We start from the raw sequence: 18,178 nt of genomic DNA, 5'->3' as shown, positions 1-18,178 counted from the left end.
TCTACTATGGTGTGTCGGGTGGGCTGGCAGAACCCGGACGTCCCGTGGTCCGAACTGGAGGAAGCGCTCTCCGGCCGGCCGGTGCGGGAGGGGTCGAGCCTGCACGGCGGCCCGGAGGCCGACGGTGGCGACGCCCCGGCCTGGTCGGCGCACCGCGGGCCCTACGAGCCGCCGGAGGCCCTGCGCACCGGCAGCGCCACCGGATCCGGCACCGTGCCGCACGCCGAGTTGCCGTACGCCGAGCTGCACTGCCACTCGCACTTCAGCTTCCTGGACGGGGCGAGCGCCCCCGAGGAACTGGTCGAACGGGCCGCCGAGCTGGGGCTGGAGGCGATCGCGCTCACCGACCACGACGGCATGTACGGCGTCGTCCGGTTCGCCGAGGCAGCCCGGGCCCTGGGGGTACGGACGGTGTTCGGCGCCGAGCTGAGCCTGGGCCTGTCCGCTCCGCAGAACGGCGTCGCCGACCCGGAGGGCGAGCACCTGCTGCTGCTGGCCCGCGGTCCGGACGGCTACCGGGCGCTGTGCCGGGTGATCTCCGCTGCGCAGATGCGCGGCGGGGAGAAGGGCCGGCCGGTCTACGACCTCGACGAGGTCGTCGCGGACACCGCCGGGAAGGTCGTGGCCCTCACCGGTTGCCGCAAGGGCGCGGTGCGCCGGGCGCTGGAGACCGCCGGCCCGGCCGCCGCGGCCGTGGCGCTGGACGAGCTGATCTCCCGGTTCGGCCACGACGGCGTCCGGGTCGAGCTGACCGGTCACGGCGATCCCACCGACACCGAGCGCAACGACGCGCTCGCCGCGCTCGCCGCGGTGGCCGGGGTCGGCACCGTGGCCACCACCGCCGCGCACTACGCGACGCCGGACGGGGCGCCGCTGGCGGCGACCGTCGCCGCGGTGCGGGCCCGGCGCGGCCTGGACGAGATCGACCCCTGGCTGCCCGCGGCCGGCACCGCGCACCTGCGTGCGGGTACGGAGATGGCACTGCGGTTCGAGGACCGGTACCCCGGTGCGGTGTCCCGGGCCGCGGAGCTGGGCCGGGAACTGGCGTTCGAGCTGCACCTGGTGGCGCCGGACCTGCCGCCGTTCGACGTCCCGGCCGGGGAGACCGAGGCGAGCTGGCTGCGACGGCTGACCCGGATCGGCACCCAGAAGCGGTACGGCAGCGCGGCCGAGAACCCGTTCGCCGCGTACACCGTGGACCGCGAGCTGGAGATCATCGAGAGCAAGAACTTCCCCGGCTACTTCCTGATCGTGCACGACATCGTGGACTTCTGCCGGAGGTCCGGGATCTTCTGCCAGGGCCGGGGCTCCGCGGCGAACTCCGCGGTCTGCTACGCGCTGGGGATCACCGCGGTCGACGCCGTCCGGCACGGCCTGCTGTTCGAGCGGTTCCTGTCCCCGGACCGGGACGGCTACCCGGACATCGACCTGGACATCGAGTCCGGCCGGCGCGAGGAGGCCATCCAGTACGTCTACCGCCGCTACGGCAGGTTGTTCGCCGCCCAGGTCGCCAACGTCATCACCTACCGGCCGCGGTCGGCGGTCCGCGACACCGCCCGCGCACTCGGGTTCTCACCGGGCCAGCAGGACGCCTGGAGCAAGCGGGTGGAGCGGTGGCACGCGCTGGAGACCTCGGCGCTCGGGACGGCTGGGGAGCAGGAGCTGCCGATGCCCGAGCAACTGGTCGACCTCGCCGGGCAGCTGATGAGCGCACCCCGGCACCTGGGCATCCACTCCGGCGGGATGGTCATCTGCGACCGACCGGTGTCCGAGGTCGTCCCGGTGGAGTGGGCGCGGATGGCGGACCGGACGGTCGTCCAGTGGGACAAGGAGGACTGCGCCGCCGCCGGGCTGGTCAAGTTCGACCTGCTCGGTCTGGGCATGCTCACCGCGCTGCACCTGATGGCGGACCTGGTCGCCGAGCACGAGGGCACCCGGATCGAGCTGCACGAGATCGGCGAGTCCGACCCGGAGGTCTACGCGATGCTCTCCCGGGCCGACTCGGTCGGGGTGTTCCAGGTGGAGTCCCGCGCCCAGATGGCCACCCTGCCCCGGCTGCGACCCCGGGAGTTCTACGACCTGGTCGTCGAGGTCGCGCTGATCCGGCCCGGTCCCATCCAGGGCGGCTCGGTGCACCCCTACATCCGGCGCCGCAACAAGCTCGAGACGTGGGAGCACGACCACGAGCTGCTCCGCCCGGCGCTGGACAAGACCCTGGGCATCCCACTGTTCCAGGAGCAGATGATGCAGATCGCCGTCGACGTCGCGGGGTTCACCGCGGCCGAGGCCGACGAGCTGCGCCGAGCGATGGGGTCCAAGCGCTCGGAAGCGAAGATGGAGCGGCTGCGCGGCCGGTTCTACGACGGGATGGCCGCGAACGGGATCACCGGCGAGCTGGCCGAGAAGATCTTCACCAAGATGCTGGCGTTCGCGAACTTCGGCTTCCCGGAGAGCCACTCGATCAGCTTCGCGGCGCTGGTCTACTACTCGGCCTGGTTCAAGCTCTACCACCCGGCGGCGTTCTGCGCGGCGCTGCTCAACGCCCAGCCGATGGGCTTCTACTCGCCGCAGTCCCTGGTCGCCGACGCCCGCCGGCACGGCGTGCTCGTCCGGCGGCCGGACGTCAACGACGGCCGTGCCGACGCGATCCTGCAGGCCGATCCGTCCAGCACGGGCGGCCGGGCGATCCGGCTCGGGCTCTCCGGCGTCCGCGCGATCGGGGCCGATCTGGCCGGGGTGATCGATGCCGAGCGAGCGGCCGGGGGGCCGTTCGCCGACCTCGCCGACCTGGCCCGCCGGGTCCGGCTGACCGGCCCGCAGGCCGAGGCGCTGGCCACCGCGGGCGCGTTCGGCTGTTTCGGGGTGGACCGCCGGGAGGCGTTGTGGGCCGCCGGGGTCGTGGCGGGGGTGCGGCCCGAGCACCTGCCCGGCACCGCGGTCGGGCTGGCGGCACCGGCGTTGCCGGGGATGACCGAAGCCGAGCTGACCGTGTCCGACGTGTGGGCCACCGGCGTCTCGCCCGAGAGTCACCCGGTGCTGCACCTGCGGGACCGCCTGGACGGACTGGGCGCGGTCCGGATCGACCGGCTGGACGGGGTCGGCCGCCGGGCCGGGCCGGATGCCCCACCCCGCGTCCTGGTCGGCGGTCTGGTCACCCACCGGCAGCGGCCGGCGACCGCGGGCGGGGTGACGTTCGTGAACCTGGAGGACGAGTCCGGGATGCTCAATGTGACCTGCTCGGAGGGGCTCTGGGCCCGCTACCGCTCGGTTGCGCTGGGCAGCGCGGCGCTGCTCGTGCGGGGCCGGCTGGAACGCAGCCCGGAAGGGGTGCTGAACCTGGTCGCGGACCGGCTGCAGCGGATGCCGCTGGCCGTCTCCGTGGCGTCCCGGGACTTCTGCTGAGACCGCCCGGAGCAGGCGGTGCGCGCACCCTCGTCGAGTCGGGCCGGTCTGCGCGCCGGATATGTGATTCTGCTCTCAGTGAGATCGTTCCCGGCCCCTCCGGACGGCCAGACCACCTCCCGTCCATCGGTGTCACGTGCTTCTCGCGTCGCCCCAGGTCGTGGTGCACGTCCCCCTCCTCCGGCCGGGTCCACCCGCCCTGAGGTCAGGTCCGGCACCCCCTCCGGCCGCCTGGGAGGATGGCCCGGTGAGTGCACGGGTGATGGACGGCAAGGCGACGCTGGCGGAGCTCCTGGAGGATCTGCGGGTCCGGGTGGAGAAGTTGACCGCGGCCGGGGTGACCCCCGGTCTGGGCACCGTGCTCGTGGGCGACGACCCCGGGTCGCAGGCCTACGTCCGCGGCAAGCACCGCGACTGCGCCAAGGTCGGGGTCACCTCGCTGCAGCGGGAGCTGCCCACCGACGCGAGCCAGGCGCAGGTGAACGAGGTCATCGACGAGCTGAACGCCGACCCGGCCTGCACCGGTTTCATCGTGCAGCTCCCGCTGCCGGCGGGGCTGGACTCCGGGGCGGCCCTGGAGCGGGTCGACCCGTCGAAGGACGCCGACGGCCTGCACCCGACGAACCTGGGTCGGCTGGTGCTGAACGAGCCGGGACCGCTGCCGTGCACCCCGCGCGGGATCGTCGAGCTGTGCCGCCGGTTCGGCGTCGAGCTGAACGGGGCGCGGGTGGTGGTGATCGGCCGCGGTGTGACCGTCGGCCGGCCGCTGGGCCTGCTGCTGACCCGCCGCGCCGAGAACGCGACGGTGACGCTGTGCCACACCGGGACCCGGGACCTGGCCGGACACCTGCGGGAGGCGGACGTCGTCGTCGCGGCGGCGGGCAGGGCCGGGCTGATCACCGCCGACCAGATCAAGCCGGGCGCGGCGGTGCTGGACGTCGGGGTCACCCGGACCGACCTGGGCCTGGTCGGGGACGTCGCACCGGAGGTCGCCGAGGTGGCGGGGCTGCTCGCCCCGATGCCGGGTGGCGTCGGTCCGATGACCCGCGGGATGCTGCTGACGAACGTGGTGGAGGCAGCCGAACGGAGCTTGTCGGAGTGAGCGGACGGTGAGCAGCGGCGCGACGAGTCGCAGCGGGCACGCTCTGCGGGCGCGGCTGCGCGCGCACTGGCCGTTGCTCGCCGTGCTCGGCCTCTCACTGATCGGCCTGCAGCGGGTGGTGACCGAGCACTGGCGTGAGGGGTCGGCGCTGTTCGGCGTCGCGATGCTGACGGCGGCCGGGCTGCGGACCGTGCTGCCGCCGGACCGGGTCGGGCTGCTCGCCATCCGCGGTCGCTACGCCGATGCGCTGATCTACGGCGGGTTCGGCGTCGCGGTGCTGCTGCTCGCCCTCACGATCACCCGGGGATCGCTCTCGGTCAGCTGACCCCGCCCGGGGAAGGGACCGCTTCGGAGCCTCGAGCGGTACACCATGGTCGCCGGTGAGAGATCGAAAGCCGTGCTGCACCTCCCGGTGCAGGTGCGCCGGGCAGCGGCCAGGCGCGTCAGTTCCGGGTTTCGCCGGGGCTGGCCGGGCCGGCCGGACGGCGGGTCGGCGGACGGCGCGGACCGGCCGGGCGCTTGCTGCCGGGCCGGCCGGGGCCGGTGCTCGTGGCCTCGACGCGGCGGTCACGGCTCGGCCGTCGCGCGGGCGGCGCGGCTGTCGGGCGGGTCGGCTCGATAATGATCATCGCTAACGAGATTCTACCGGCGGGTATACACCGCCCCGGATGCGGGGAGGGGCCCGGCGGCCCCCGGTCGATCCGGAGGTCGGCCCGGAGATCGACCCGGAGATCGTCTCCCGGGGTTGCGCCCGGCCCCGGCAGAGGCATCAACTGCACCCATGAACGACCGCAGCGGCCGGATCGTCGACATCCTGGTGACCGCGTTCGAGGACCTGATGGCGGCCGACCCGTCGGCGTTCCGGACGAAGTTCCGCAAGATGGCGGCCGATCCGTTCGCCTTCTACCGGGGCAGCGCCTGCCTGTTCTACGCCGACGTCGCCGCCCGCGACGACCCGTGGGTGGACGACCGGCTGTCCCGGGTGTGGATCCAGGGCGACCTGCACGCCGAGAATTTCGGCACCTACATGGACGGTGACGGCGTCCTGGTGTTCGACGTCAACGACTTCGACGAGTCCTACCTCGGCCACTTCACCTGGGACGTCACCCGGTTCGCGGCCAGCCTCTGCCTGCTCGGCCGGCGCAAGGCGTTCGCCGACCGCACGCTCTCCGAGCTGGTCGAACGCTACTGCCGCAGCTACCTCGAGCAGGTCCGGCACTTCGCCGCCACCGACGACGACCGGTTCGCGCTGCGCCTGGACACCACCGACGGCCCGGTGCACCAGGTGCTGCAGACCGCCCGCACCCGGACCCGGATCGGGCTGCTCGACGCGATCACCGAGACCGAGGGTTTCGACCGGATCCTGCGACCAGGGCCCGGTCTGCGCGCCCTCGGCGACGACGAGAGGGCGCGGGTGATCGCCGCGTTCGAGGCCTACGTGGGAACCATCCCGGAGCACAAGCGGCACCGCGGCGTCGCCTACACCGTCAAGGACGTCGCCGGCCGCACCGGCGTCGGGATCGGCAGCGCCGGGCTGCCGACCTACACGGTGCTGGTGGAGGGCCTGAACCAGGCGCTGGACAACGACCTCGTCGTGTCGATGAAACAGGGCAACGTGGCCGCGCCGTCCCGGGTGGTCACCGACGAGCGGGTGACGGCGCACTTCCGGCACCACGGCCACCGCACCGCGGTGTCCCAGCGCGCCCTGCAGGCGCACGCGGACCCGATGCTGGGCTGGACCGACCTGGACGGCGTCGGCTTCGTCGTCGCCGAGGTCTCGCCGTACGCGGCGGACCTGGACTGGTCCGAGCTCACCGAGCCGGACGAGATCGGCCCGGTGGTCGTCGACCTCGGCCGGGCCACCGCGAAGATCCACTGTGTGGCTGACGCCGACACCGACCACGACCTCGTCGACTTCCGCGTCGAGGAGGCGATCGCCGACCGGCTCGCCGGCCGCGAGGACGCTTTCGTCGACTGGGTGGTCGATTTCGCGCACGAGTACGCCCGCACCGTCCGGGCAGACCACGCGCTCTTCGTGGACGCGTTCCGGGAGGGCCGGATCCCGGGCGTCAGCAGCTCGTGAACCGGCGCGGTGCGCTGTCCCGGGACCGGACCCGCCCGGGACGCGCCGAGGGCCGCCTCCCGGTCGGGAGACGGCCCTCGGCGGCGACGACGGTGCGTCAGGCCTTGCCGTCGAACCCGTCGATCGCGCCGTTGAAGGTGGCGCTCGGGCGCATCACGTCGTCGGCCTTGACGCGGTCGACGTAGAAGTAGCCACCCAGGTCGACCGGCTCGCCCTGCACCGCGTTCAGCTCGCCGACGATCTTCTCCTCGCCGGCGGCCAGCGACTCGGCCAGCGGGGCGAAGATCGCCGCCAGCCCCGGGTCCTCGGTCTGCGCCGCGAGGGCCTGCGCCCAGTACAGCGCGATGTAGAAGTGGCTGCCCCGGTTGTCCAGCTCGTTCACCTTGCGGGACGGGGACTTGCCGTTCTCCAGGAGCCGCCCGGTGGCGTCGTCCAGTGTCTGCCCGAGGAGCTTCGCCCGCAGCGGCTCGTCGGCCTTGGCGGCCAGCATCTCCAGCGACACCGCCAGCGCCAGGAACTCGCCGAGGGAGTCCCAGCGCAGGTGGTTCTCCTTCTGCAGTTGCTGCACGTGCTTCGGTGCGGACCCGCCGGCCCCGGTCTCGAACAGGCCGCCGCCGTTCATCAGCGGGACGATCGAGAGCATCTTCGCGCTGGTGCCCAGCTCGAGGATCGGGAACAGGTCGGTCAGGTAGTCGCGCAGCACGTTGCCGGTCACCGAGATGGTGTCCTCGCCCTTGCGGGCCCGCTCCAGGGTGTAGCGGGTGGCGTCGGCGACTCCTCTGATCTCGATGGTCAGGCCGTCGGTGTCGTGCTCACCCAGGTACTCGCGCACCTTGGCGATCAGCTGCGCGTCGTGCGCGCGGGTCTCGTCCAGCCAGAAGACGGCCGGGGCGCCGGTCGCCCGCGCCCGGTCGACGGCCAGGCCGACCCAGTTGCGGATCGGGGCGTCCTTGGTCTGGCAGGCACGCCAGATGTCGCCCTCGGCGACCTCGTGCGACAGCCGGACCTCGCCGGAACCGGCGTCGACCACGCGCACGGTGCCCGGCCCGGCGATCTCGAAGGTCTTGTCGTGGCTGCCGTACTCCTCGGCCTTCTGCGCCATCAGCCCGACGTTCGGGACGGTGCCCATCGTCGTCGGGTCGAACGCGCCGTGCTCCTGGCAGTGCCGCACGGTCTCGTCGTAGAGGTCCGCGTAGGACGAGTCCGGGATGACGAACTTGGTGTCCTGGGTGGTGTCGTCGGCGTTCCACATCTGCCCGGACGAGCGGATCGCGGCCGGCATCGAGGCGTCGATGATGACGTCGCTGGGCACGTGCAGGTTGGTGATCCCGCGCGCGGAGTCGACCTGGGCCAGCGCCGGGCCGGACTCGTAGCAGGCGGTGATCGCCTTCTCGATCGCGTCGCGCTTGCCGGCGGGCAGCTTCTCCAGCGCGGAGAGAACCGCGGCCAGGCCGTCGTCCGGGTCGGCGCCGGCCGCGGCCAGGTCGTCGGCGTAGCTGCGGAACACGTCGTCGAAGAAGGCGCGCACGGCGTGCCCGAAGATGATCGGGTCGGAGACCTTCATCATCGTGGCCTTGAGGTGCACCGAGAAGAGCACGCCCTTCGCCTTGGCGTCGGCGACCTGCTCGTCCAGGAATGCCCGCAGCGCCTCGCGGCGCATCACGGCGCCGTCGACGACCTCACCGGCCAGCACCTTCACCGACTCCTTCAGCACCGTGACGGTGCCGTCGGCGGCCACGTGTTCGATCCGCAGGGTGCCGTCGGCCGGGGCGGTGAAGGAGGTCTCGGAGTGCCGGAAGTCGCCGTCCGACATGGTCGCGACGTGGCTGGCGGAGTCGCTCGACCAGGAACCCATCGAGTGCGGGTACTTGCGGGCGAAGTTCTTCACCGACGCCGGCGCGCGGCGGTCGGAGTTGCCCTCGCGCAGCACCGGGTTGACCGCGGAGCCTTTGACGGCGTCGAAGGCGGCACGGGCCGCCTTCTCCTCGTCGGTCTGCGGGTCCTCCGGGTAGTCGGGCACGTCGTAACCGGCGCCCTGCAGCTCGGCGATCGCGGCCTTGAGCTGCGGGATCGACGCGCTGATGTTCGGCAGCTTGATGATGTTGGCGTCCGGCGTCCTCGCCAGCTCGCCCAGCTCGGCCAGCGAGTCCGGGACCCGCTGGGCCTCGGTGAGGCGGTCCGGGAACTTCGCCAGGATGCGTGCCGCGAGCGAGATGTCGCGGGTCTCCACGTCGACGCCGGCCTGGCCGGCGAACGCCTCGACGACCGGCAGGAACGAGTGGGTCGCCAGGGCCGGCGCCTCGTCGGTGTACGTGTAGATGAGCTTCATCGCGTGTCTGGCCTGCCTCGGGCTCGTCGGATGTGCTGTCGTACCTGCGGTCCCGCGACGCCCGGCGCACCGCCCGGCGGGGGCGGGCCGCTTCCGCGGCACACGCTATCGCCTGGGTACCCGCACACGCGCGCAGGAGTAACCGGGGTGACACCGGCGCCGCACCCGGCCCGGAACGGTGGTCGACCGGCTACCGTACGTGGAGGCCAGGAACGGACGAGGCGAGGAGCGACCCCGTGCCGAGCGCGACCATCCCGGGACTGAACACGTCGTGGCTGCGCGGCTGGCCGCTGGTCGGCCTCATCGGCGTCGGGCTCACGGCCGTCGCGCTGCTGCACGGCGCCGCGACCGACAATCTGGGCAGCGCGTGCACGGTGTCGGTGCAGGCGGCCGAGGTGACCGTGCGGGCCGCGCCGAACCCGTCCGCGCAGCCGCTGGACACGCTCGCCCGCGGCGACGAGGTCGCCGCCGATGCGGTCGTCGACGCCGGGTTCCGCAAGCTCGTCGACGGCGAGCGCTGGGTGCCGGCGAACAGCGTGGCGGCGACGGCCGGGAGCCAGTGCTGATCTCGTCGCGAGGGGTCTCGCACGGCGCGGACGACGAGTAGGAGAGGGTGACGTCGTGTCTGCCGACGCCCGAACCGCCGGAGCCTCCCTGGGTGCCGTCGCCACCGCGAACGTCAACGGCATCCGGGCGGCCGCCACCAAGGGGCTGCTGGACTGGCTCGCCGGAACCCCCGCCACGGCCGTCTGCCTGCAGGAGGTCCGGGCCCGCCCGGAGGAGCTGCCGGCGGCGTTCACCGACGCGGTGGCCGCGCAGGGCTGGCACCTGCGACTGGCCCCGTCGGAGACCGCGAAGGGCCGCAACGGCGTCGCGGTGCTGAGCCGGGCCGAGCCGGAGGTGGTCCGGATCGGCTTCGGCGACCCCGCCACCGACCTCGACGGCCGCTACCTCGAGGTGGACCTGCCCGGCGGGACCACGGTGGCCTCGCTCTACCTGCCCAAGGGCGTCGCGGGGACCGACAAGCAGGACGCCAAGGACCGGTTCCTCAAGACCTTCGGCGACCACCTGCGGGCCGCGTTCGACCGGTGCGCCGCGACCGGCCGGGAGATGGTCGTCGGCGGGGACTGGAACCTCGCGCCGACCGAGCTCGACCTGCGGAACTGGCGGAACAACCAGCGCAGCTCCGGGTTCCTGCCGCACGAGCGGGAGTGGTTCGCCGCGGTGCTCGAGCACGGCTGGACCGACGCCGTCCGGGCGGTGCACCCGGACACCGACGGCCCCTACTCCTGGTGGACCTACCGCGGCCGGGCCTTCGACAACGACGTCGGCTGGCGGATCGACCACCTGCTCGTCACCCCCGGGCTGGCCGCCGCGACGGCCGGTGCCGGGGTGGACCGGGCCCCGTCGCACGATCGGCGCTGGTCCGACCACGCGGCGGTCACCGTCCGGTTCGCCGGAGCCGCGCCGTGATCGAGAGCCGGATCGTGGGCGGCCGCTACCTGCTGCTCGACGGCCTGGACCGGCGTGGGTTCGGCCTCGCGCACCGGGCCGAGGACCGGATCACCGGGCGCAACGTCGTCGTCACCGAGATCCGGCTGCGGGACGGCACCGGTCCGCGGGAGCGCCTGCGCGAGCGGCTGCTCGCCGAGGTCCGGGCCGCCGGGCGGCTGCGGCACCCGGGCGTGGTGCCGGTGCTGGACCTGATCGCGGACCGGGCCCCGGACGGCGCGCTGCGCGAGCACCTGGTCACCGAGCGACCGGACGCCCGGACGCTGACCGAGGTGCTCGCCGCCGGCCCGCTGCCGGCGCGGCGGGTCGCGGCGCTCGGGCGCGACGTGCTGGCCGCGGTGCGCGCGGTGCACGAGGGCGGCGGCACGCACGGCGGGCTGGACCCGGACTGCGTGCTGGTCACGCCGGACGGCCGGGCCCTGGTCACCGACCTCGGCCTGGCCCGCGCGGTCGGCGAGCGGCCCGCCGCCCCGGGAGCCGCGCCGGACGCGTTCGACCCGCCGGAACGCCGGCGCCGTCCGGACCGCGCCTCCGGATGGCCGGAAGGCGACACCCCGGCCGCCGACCTGTGGTCGCTGGGCGCGGTGCTCGCGCATGCCGCAGGCGACCGGCTCGCCCGGAACGGGGCGCTCGCGACCGCGATCGCCGGGCTCACCGCCGACGCCCCGGCACTGCGCCCGGCACCCGACGAGGTGGCGGGACTGCTGGAACGGGCCGCCCGGCCCCGCGCGTCCGGCGGCGACCTGGGGCGCAACCGGGGGATCCTGCTCGGCGTCGCCGGGCTGCTGCTGGTCGCCGTCCTCCTGCTGGTGGTCCACGCGATCCTGTAGCCGCCCACCGCCGGAACCCGGTGGCGTCCGGGGCCAGGATGGGGGCATGGACGCACCCACCCAGCAGTCGGCCGACCACCCCCGCGTCGCCGCCGTGAAAGAGGCGCTGCGCAGCGCCGGAGCCGATCCCTCCTCGATCGCCGGGCTCCTCCTGCTCCCGGAGGCGGTCACCACCGCCGCCGCGGCGGCCGCGGCGCTCGAGGTCGAGGTCGGGCAGATCGCGAACTCGCTGGTGTTCGACGCCGACGGCGCCCCGCTGCTGGTGCTCACCTCCGGCAGGCACCGGGTGGACACCGGCCGGGTCGCCGAGCTCGTCGGCGCGCGCAGCGTCGGACGGGCGGACCGGGAGTTCGTCGTCGCCGCGACCGGGCAGGTCATCGGCGGGGTCGCGCCGGTCGGGCACCCGGCCCCGGTGCGCACCCTGGTCGACGTCGCCCTCGACGACTACGACCGGGTCTGGGCGGCCGGCGGCGTCGCGCGGTCGGTGTTCCCCACCACGTTCACCGAGCTGCTGGCGGTCACCGGCGGGACGGCGGCGCAGGTCGCACGGGAGGCGTAGGACCGGCCGCCGGCGATCCGTCGGAGATCCACCGGTCCCCGACGGTCGCTCCGATGATCGGGGATACCTAGTGTGGGCGGCATGGCCGACACCCCCGCCGTTCCGTCCCCGGCCGAGGCCGCCCCGACCCCGTCCGCTCTGCGGCGCGCGTTGCGCCGGGTCCGGGACGGGTCCACGCTGGACACCACCGAGGCCGCGGTGCTGCTCGCCGCCCGCGGTGACGACCTGGACGAGCTGCTCGGGCACGCCGCACGGGTCCGCGACGCCGGCCTGGTCGAGGAGGGCCGGCCGGGCGTCGTCACGTACTCGCGCAACGTGTTCATCCCGCTGACCAGGCTCTGCCGGGACCGCTGCCACTACTGCACGTTCGTGACCGTCCCGCACCGGCTCGAGTCGATGTTCCTGGAGCGCGACGAGGTCGTCGAGATCGCCCGCCAGGGCGCCGCGCAGGGCTGCAAGGAGGCCCTGTTCACCCTCGGCGACCGGCCCGAGGACCGCTGGCCGCAGGCCCGCGAGTGGCTGGAGGCCCGCGGCTACGACTCGACCCTGGACTACGTCCGGGCCTGCGCGATCGCGGTGCTCGAGGAGACCGGGCTGCTGCCGCACCTCAACCCGGGGGTGCTGTCCTGGGCCGAGCTGACCCGGCTCAAGCCGGTCGCGGCCAGCATGGGGATGATGCTGGAGACCACCTCGGAGCGGCTGTGGTCGGAGAAGTCCGGCCCGCATTACGGCAGCCCGGACAAGGAGCCCGTGGTCCGGCTCCGCGCGCTCACCGACGCCGGCCGGGTCGGGGTCCCCTTCACCACCGGAATCCTGATCGGGATCGGTGAGAACCGCACCGAGCGGGCCGAGTCGCTGTTCGCGATCCGGTCCGCGGCCCGGGCGCACGGGCACGTGCAAGAGGTGATCGTCCAGAACTTCCGGGCGAAGCCGGACACCGCGATGGCGCACGACCCGGACGCCGACCTCGACGACCTGGCCGCCACGATCGCCGTCGCCCGCCTGGTGCTCGGCCCGAAGGTCCGGCTGCAGGCGCCGCCGAACCTGGTCGGCGACGAGCAGGCGCTGATGCTGCGCGCCGGGATCGACGACTGGGGCGGCGTGTCCCCGGTGACCGTCGACCACGTCAGCCCGGAGATGCCCTGGCCGGCCGTCGACGACCTGGCCCGGGTCACCGCCGGCGAGGGCTTCGAGCTGCGCGAGCGGCTGACCGCCTACCCGAAGTACGTGCGGGCGGGGTCGCCCTGGATCGACACCCGGCTGCACGGTCACGTCGCCGCGCTGGCGACCGCCGACGGGCTCGCCGACCCGGACGCGGCCGTCGAGGGGCGGGCCTGGCAGGAGCCCGACGGCGGGTTCGAGTCCTCCGGCCGCACCGACCTGAACTCCACGATCGACACCACCGGTCGCACCGAAGACCGGCGTACCGACTTCGGCTCGGTCTACGGCGACTGGGACGAGGTGGCCGCCGAGCTCGCCGAGCAGCGCGCGCACGCGCCGGCCCGCCTGCAGGGCGACGTCAAGGCCGGGCTGGAGCTCGCCGCGTCCGACCCGGGCGCCCTGCTGGACCCGGCGAACGAGGCCGCCGCGATGGCGGTGCTGACCGCGGACGGCCCGGCGCTGACCGAGCTGACCCGGCTCGCAGACGACGTCCGCACGGACGTGAACGGCGACGACGTCACCTACGTCGTCAACCGGAACATCAACTTCTCGAACGTCTGCTACGTCGGCTGCCGGTTCTGCGCGTTCGCCCAGCGCGAGCGGGACGCCGACGCGTTCCGGCTGTCCCTGGACGACGTCGCCCAGCGTGCCGCCGAGGCGGCTCGGGACGGCGCCACCGAGGTCTGCGTGCAGGGCGGCATCGACCCCCAGCTGCCGGTGTCGTTCTACGCCGATCTGGTGCGTGCGGTGAACGAGGCGGTCCCCGGGATGCACGTGCACGCGTTCTCCCCGATGGAGATCGTGTCGGCCTCGGCCAAGGCCGGCGTGTCGATCAAGGAGTGGCTGACCGAGCTGAAGGCCGCCGGGCTGGGCTCGATTCCGGGCACCGCCGCCGAGATCCTCGACGACGAGGTCCGCTGGGTGCTGACCAAGGGCAAGCTGCCGGCGTCGCAGTGGATCGAGGTGGTCTCGACCGCGCACGAGCTCGGCATCCCGTCGTCGTCGACGATGATGTACGGGCACGTCGACGAGCCGCGGCACTGGCTCGGGCACCTGCGCACGCTGGCGTCGATCCAGGACCGCACCGGTGGTTTCACCGAGTTCGTCCCGCTGCCGTTCGTGCACCACAACGCGCCGATCTACCTGGCCGGGATCGCCCGCCCGGGGCCGACCGAGCGGGACAACCGGGCGGTGCACGCGTTCGCCCGGCTGGCCCTGCACGGACGGATCGACCACGTCCAGTGCTCCTGGGTGAAGCTCGGCGACGACCTGGCCGCGGACATCCTGGGCGGCGGTGCCGACGACATGGGCGGCACCCTCATGGAGGAGACGATCAGCCGGATGGCCGGCTCGGAGAACGGCTCCGAGCGGTCGGTCGAGGAACTCACCGCGATCGCGCACGGCGCCGGTCGGCCGGTCCGGCAGCGGACGACGACCTACCGCGGCGAGCCGTCGGCGCTGGTCCCGGCCGCGCGGCCCGGTCCGCCGATGCTGCCGCTCACCCCGGCCTGATCCGGCCGGTCGGCCCGGCGCAGTGGCGGGCCGCTCGCGGGAACACCGCCCGCGAGCGGCCCGCTCGTCGCGTCCGGGATCCGTACCGTGGGTGGCATGGGTGTGCTGGGAGAGATGTTCCCGCGGAAGCGGATCCACGAGGACTCCGACGCCGCGCAGGGCGGGCAGCGCTGGGCGCTGGGCCCGATCGACCTGGAGAACGGCGTCGTGACGTTGCAGGCGGCGGGCGAGGAGGCCGGGGATGCGGACCAGGGCGAGCCGGACGACGCCGGGAACCCGGAGGGTGCGGGCGGAACCCGCGACTGAGGGGTACCCGCGACCGGCCGCGGCGGCGACCCCCTCTGCGCCGCCGCGGTCGGTCCGGCCGCGGTACGTGGATCGGGCTCCCCCCGGAATCCGATCCACCCCTGCCGCCGGACACGCTCCCCGAGGACCGTGCAGCCCGTGACCTCCGCAGCCCGTGAACCGTGCAGTCCATGAACTGTGCAGGCCGCCGACCGTACGATCCGTGACCATCCGGCTTCGATCGGCAGAGTCAGGCCAACGGTACGATCACGGACAGGACAGGTCAAGGGGAGGCGGACGGCTGTGCAGGGGCAGGAGCTGGGTGCCGTCGGACGCGGGCTCGGGTTGCTCGCGGACACCTGGACCCTGCTGATCCTGCAGCGCGCGTTGCTCGGCGTGACCCGCTACGCGGAGTGGCGGGAGACCCTCAACATCTCCGACGCGACGCTCTCCGCGCGCCTGCGGTCGCTGGTCGAAGCGGGCCTGCTGGAGACCCGGCCGTACCGCGAGGGCGGCCGGGAACGGCGCGGGTACGCCCTCACCGAGCAGGGCGCGGACACCTGGAAGCTGCTGCTCAGCACCTGGCACTGGGAGAAGACCTGGGTGCCCCGGGAGGTCCCGCTGCCCGACATCGTGCACCGCGCGTGCGACCTGCCGGCCGGTGTCGTTCTGCGGTGCGACGAGTGCGGTGCGCAGGTCGGGCCGTCCGACACCACGGTGTGGCGGGCGCCCGGCGGATCCGGCGTCGACGTGCTCACCCGGTTGCATCCGCGCCGGACCCGGGGCCGGCTGCCTGCGGACCCGCTGTCGATCCTGCCCGGCGCGATGGAGATCGTCGGTGACCGCTGGGGGGCGACCGTGCTCGGTGCCGCCCTCGCCGGCATGCGCTCGTTCAGCACCTTCGCCGACGAGCTGGCCATCTCCCCGGAGGTGCTCAGTGACCGGCTGCGCCGGTTCGTCGAGCTCGGGGTCCTGGTGCGGACCGGCGACGCCGGGTACCGACTGACCGACCGGGGGCGCGCGTCGTTCCCGATCCACGCCTGCCTGGTCGACTGGTCGCACCGCTGGCTCGGCGGCGACGGGGCCTCCGCCGACCTCGAGATCCTGCACGCCGGTCACCGGCTTCGGGTCCGCCTGGACTGCGACCGCTGTGAGCGCTCGTTCACCCGGGCGTCGGTCTCCCCGGTCCAGCCCCGCTGAGCCCGGCCCGGCGGGGTCGACCGGCTGCCGCGGATCCGGTCCGGGCTGGGACGATGACGACCATGACCGACGCCCACCCGCCGCGCGTGCTCTCCGGGATCCAGCCCACCGCCGACTCGTTCCATCTCGGCAACTACCTGGGCGCGCTGCGGCAGTGGGTGGCCCTGCAGGACGACCACGACGCGTTCTACTGCGTCGTCGACCTGCACGCGATCACGGTCGAGTACGACCCCAAGGAACTGGCCCGGCGCACTCGGGTGGCCGCCGCGCAGCTGCTCGGGCTGGGCCTGGACCCGGACCGGTGCGCGCTGTTCGTCCAGTCCCACGTTCCCGAGCACGCCCGGCTGAGCTGGGTGCTGGAGTGCATCACCGGTTTCGGTGAGGCGAGCCGGATGACCCAGTTCAAGGACAAGTCGGGCAAGGAGGGTGCCGACCGGACGACGGTCGGGCTGTTCACCTACCCGGTCCTGATGGCCTCGGACATCCTGCTCTACCAGGCCGACCGGGTACCGGTGGGCGAGGACCAGCGCCAGCACCTGGAGCTGACCCGCAACCTCGCGCAGCGGTTCAACCACCGCTTCGGCGAGACGCTCACGGTGCCGGAGCCGTTCATCCCGCCGGCCACCGCGAAGATCACCGACCTGCAGGACCCGACGGCGAAGATGAGCAAGTCGACGTCGTCGCCGTCCGGGATCGTGGATCTGCTCGACCCGCCGAAGACGGCCGCGAAGAAGATCCGCTCGGCGGTCACCGACAACGAGCGGGAGATCCGCTACGACCCGGAGGCCAAGCCCGGCATCACCAACCTGCTGACGATCTACGCGGCGATGACGGACCGGAAGGTCACCGAGATCGAGGCCGAGTACGCCGGGCGCGGCTACGGCGACCTCAAGAAGGATCTCGGCGAGCTCGTGGCCTCGTTCGTGGAGCCGTTCGCGGAGAAGGTGCACGGCTACCTGGCCGATCCGGCCGAGCTGGACCGGGTGCTGGTGCGCGGCGCCACCCGGGCGCGTGAGGTGTCCGGCGCGACACTGGCCGCGGTTCACGAGAGGATCGGGTTCCTCCCGCCCGCGGGCTGACACCGTGTCGCGGCGGGTGACGCACGACCGACCGGGGGGACCATGGCCGACCACCGCGCCACGACGACCGCGCACCTGATCGACGACGACGAGGAGGACGCCCCCGGCTTCCTCGAGCGCCAGCGCGAGAAGCACCCCTGGTTGGACCACCTGGTCCGGGCGGGGGCGCGGTACACCGAGAACCACGGCGACCACTACGCCGCGGCGATCACCTACTTCTCGATCCTGGCCCTGGTGCCGCTGCTGATGGTGGCCTTCGCGGCCGCCGGGTTCGTGCTGCGCGGCAACGAGGACCTCCTCCGCTCGCTGCAGGACTCGATCGCCGACGCGGTCCCGGGCGAGGACCTGGCCGGCACCATCAGCGGGGTCATCGACACCGCGGTGAACCGGGCCGGTGCGATCGGTGCGATCGGTCTGATCGGTGCGCTGTACTCCGGGATCGGCTGGATGAGCAACCTGCGTGAGGCGCTCACCGAGCAGTGGGGCCAGCGCGACGAGGCGCCGCCGGTACTCAAGCGGCTGGCGTTCGACCTGCTCGCGCTGGTCGGGCTGGGCCTGGCGCTCGTCGCCTCGTTCGCGATCGCCTCGGTCAGCGGGACGCTCGGGCAGACCCTGCTGGACCTGGTCGGCCTCGGTGGGGTCGGCTGGGCGCAGACCGTGCTGTTCGTCGTGTCGTTCCTGATCGGGATCGGGGGGAACTGGCTGGTGTTCCTCTGGGTGATCGCCCGGCTGCCCCGCGAGCCGGTGGGCTTCCGCAGCGCGGCAAAGGCGGCGCTGATCGGCGCGATCGGGTTCGCGATCCTGCAGCGGGTGATGGTGGTCTACCTGGGCACGATCTCCTCGTCCGCGGCCGGCGCCGCGTTCGGGTCGATCCTCGGTCTGCTGATCTTCATCTTCTTCACCGCGCGGTTCCTGCTGTTCGTGACGGCCTGGGCGGCCAGCGCCGAGGAGGGCGACCAGGGTCCGCAGAACGTCCCGTCGCCGGCCGTGATCCGGCCGCAGTACGTCGTCCGGGAGGGGAGCGGCGCGCTGGCGTCGGCGGGGCTGCTCACCGCGGGCGTGCTCGGTGGCGTGCTCGGTCTGCGGGCGTGGGGGCGGCGCCGGCGCTGACCGCGCCCGAGCTC

The 18,178-nt window shown here is 73.6% G+C and carries 14 protein-coding genes; 13 read left to right on the top strand and 1 reads right to left on the bottom strand.

What is annotated here, in order from left to right; translation table 11 throughout:
• Positions 1-18: 18 nt before the first annotated feature.
• From ACLFMI_RS08450 to ACLFMI_RS08435, 4 genes are all read left to right on the top strand, one after another.
• Positions 19-3,402 (top strand): error-prone DNA polymerase, encoded by a 3,384-nt coding sequence (locus ACLFMI_RS08450; RefSeq protein ID WP_410947196.1) that lies wholly within the window; start codon positions 19-21, stop codon positions 3,400-3,402.
• 247 nt (positions 3,403-3,649) lie between these two features.
• Complete coding sequence (locus ACLFMI_RS08445; protein WP_410947195.1) at positions 3,650-4,504, top strand: bifunctional methylenetetrahydrofolate dehydrogenase/methenyltetrahydrofolate cyclohydrolase; 855 nt, start codon at positions 3,650-3,652, stop codon at positions 4,502-4,504.
• Between the two features lie 7 nt (positions 4,505-4,511).
• A complete protein-coding gene (locus ACLFMI_RS08440) occupies positions 4,512-4,829 on the top strand; it encodes a DUF3017 domain-containing protein (RefSeq protein WP_410947194.1) in 318 nt (105 codons plus the stop codon).
• A gap of 456 nt (positions 4,830-5,285) precedes the next feature.
• On the top strand, positions 5,286-6,587 hold the full coding sequence (locus ACLFMI_RS08435; protein ID WP_410947193.1) for a DUF2252 domain-containing protein: 1,302 nt from the start codon (positions 5,286-5,288) through the stop codon (positions 6,585-6,587).
• Between the two features lie 97 nt (positions 6,588-6,684).
• On the opposite strand, the gene ACLFMI_RS08430 is transcribed toward ACLFMI_RS08435, so the two are convergent.
• Positions 6,685-8,916, bottom strand: a complete 2,232-nt coding sequence (locus ACLFMI_RS08430; RefSeq protein WP_410947192.1) for an NADP-dependent isocitrate dehydrogenase — start codon at positions 8,914-8,916, stop codon at positions 6,685-6,687.
• A gap of 236 nt (positions 8,917-9,152) precedes the next feature.
• Between ACLFMI_RS08430 and ACLFMI_RS08425 the strand changes: the two genes are divergently transcribed.
• The 9 genes from ACLFMI_RS08425 (at position 9,153) to yhjD (ending at position 18,164) form a co-directional block, all read left to right on the top strand.
• Entirely contained in the window at positions 9,153-9,482 is a 330-nt protein-coding gene (locus ACLFMI_RS08425) for a hypothetical protein (protein WP_410947191.1), read from the top strand.
• An 88-nt stretch (positions 9,483-9,570) separates the two neighbouring features.
• Entirely contained in the window at positions 9,571-10,389 is an 819-nt protein-coding gene (locus ACLFMI_RS08420; protein ID WP_410947327.1) for an exodeoxyribonuclease III, read from the top strand.
• Complete coding sequence (locus ACLFMI_RS08415; RefSeq protein ID WP_410947190.1) at positions 10,386-11,258, top strand: protein kinase domain-containing protein; 873 nt, start codon at positions 10,386-10,388, stop codon at positions 11,256-11,258. The genes ACLFMI_RS08420 and ACLFMI_RS08415 overlap by 4 nt, the downstream gene beginning before the upstream one ends.
• 46 nt (positions 11,259-11,304) lie before the next feature.
• Positions 11,305-11,817, top strand: a complete 513-nt coding sequence (locus ACLFMI_RS08410; protein WP_410947189.1) for a YbaK/EbsC family protein — start codon at positions 11,305-11,307, stop codon at positions 11,815-11,817.
• Between the two features lie 81 nt (positions 11,818-11,898).
• Positions 11,899-14,490 carry a bifunctional FO biosynthesis protein CofGH gene (locus ACLFMI_RS08405; protein ID WP_410947188.1) on the top strand — a complete coding sequence of 864 codons (2,592 nt, stop codon included), beginning with the start codon at positions 11,899-11,901 and terminating at the stop codon, positions 14,488-14,490.
• Between the two features lie 96 nt (positions 14,491-14,586).
• A complete protein-coding gene (locus ACLFMI_RS08400) occupies positions 14,587-14,796 on the top strand; it encodes a hypothetical protein (protein ID WP_410947187.1) in 210 nt (69 codons plus the stop codon).
• Between the two features lie 282 nt (positions 14,797-15,078).
• Entirely contained in the window at positions 15,079-15,975 is an 897-nt protein-coding gene (locus tag ACLFMI_RS08395; RefSeq protein ID WP_410947186.1) for a winged helix-turn-helix transcriptional regulator, read from the top strand.
• Positions 15,976-16,037: 62 nt separating this feature from the next.
• Complete coding sequence (gene trpS / locus ACLFMI_RS08390; RefSeq protein ID WP_410947185.1) at positions 16,038-17,054, top strand: tryptophan--tRNA ligase; 1,017 nt, start codon at positions 16,038-16,040, stop codon at positions 17,052-17,054.
• A 42-nt stretch (positions 17,055-17,096) separates the two neighbouring features.
• Positions 17,097-18,164, top strand: a complete 1,068-nt coding sequence (gene yhjD, locus ACLFMI_RS08385) for an inner membrane protein YhjD (RefSeq protein WP_410947184.1) — start codon at positions 17,097-17,099, stop codon at positions 18,162-18,164.
• Positions 18,165-18,178 lie beyond the last annotated feature (14 nt).

The organism is Pseudonocardia nantongensis (assembly GCF_046546495.1).
GTDB classification, from domain to species: Bacteria; Actinomycetota; Actinomycetes; order Mycobacteriales; family Pseudonocardiaceae; genus Pseudonocardia; species Pseudonocardia nantongensis.
Note: the sequence above shows the minus strand (reverse complement) of the source record. Positions and strands in the feature narration are given on the sequence as shown.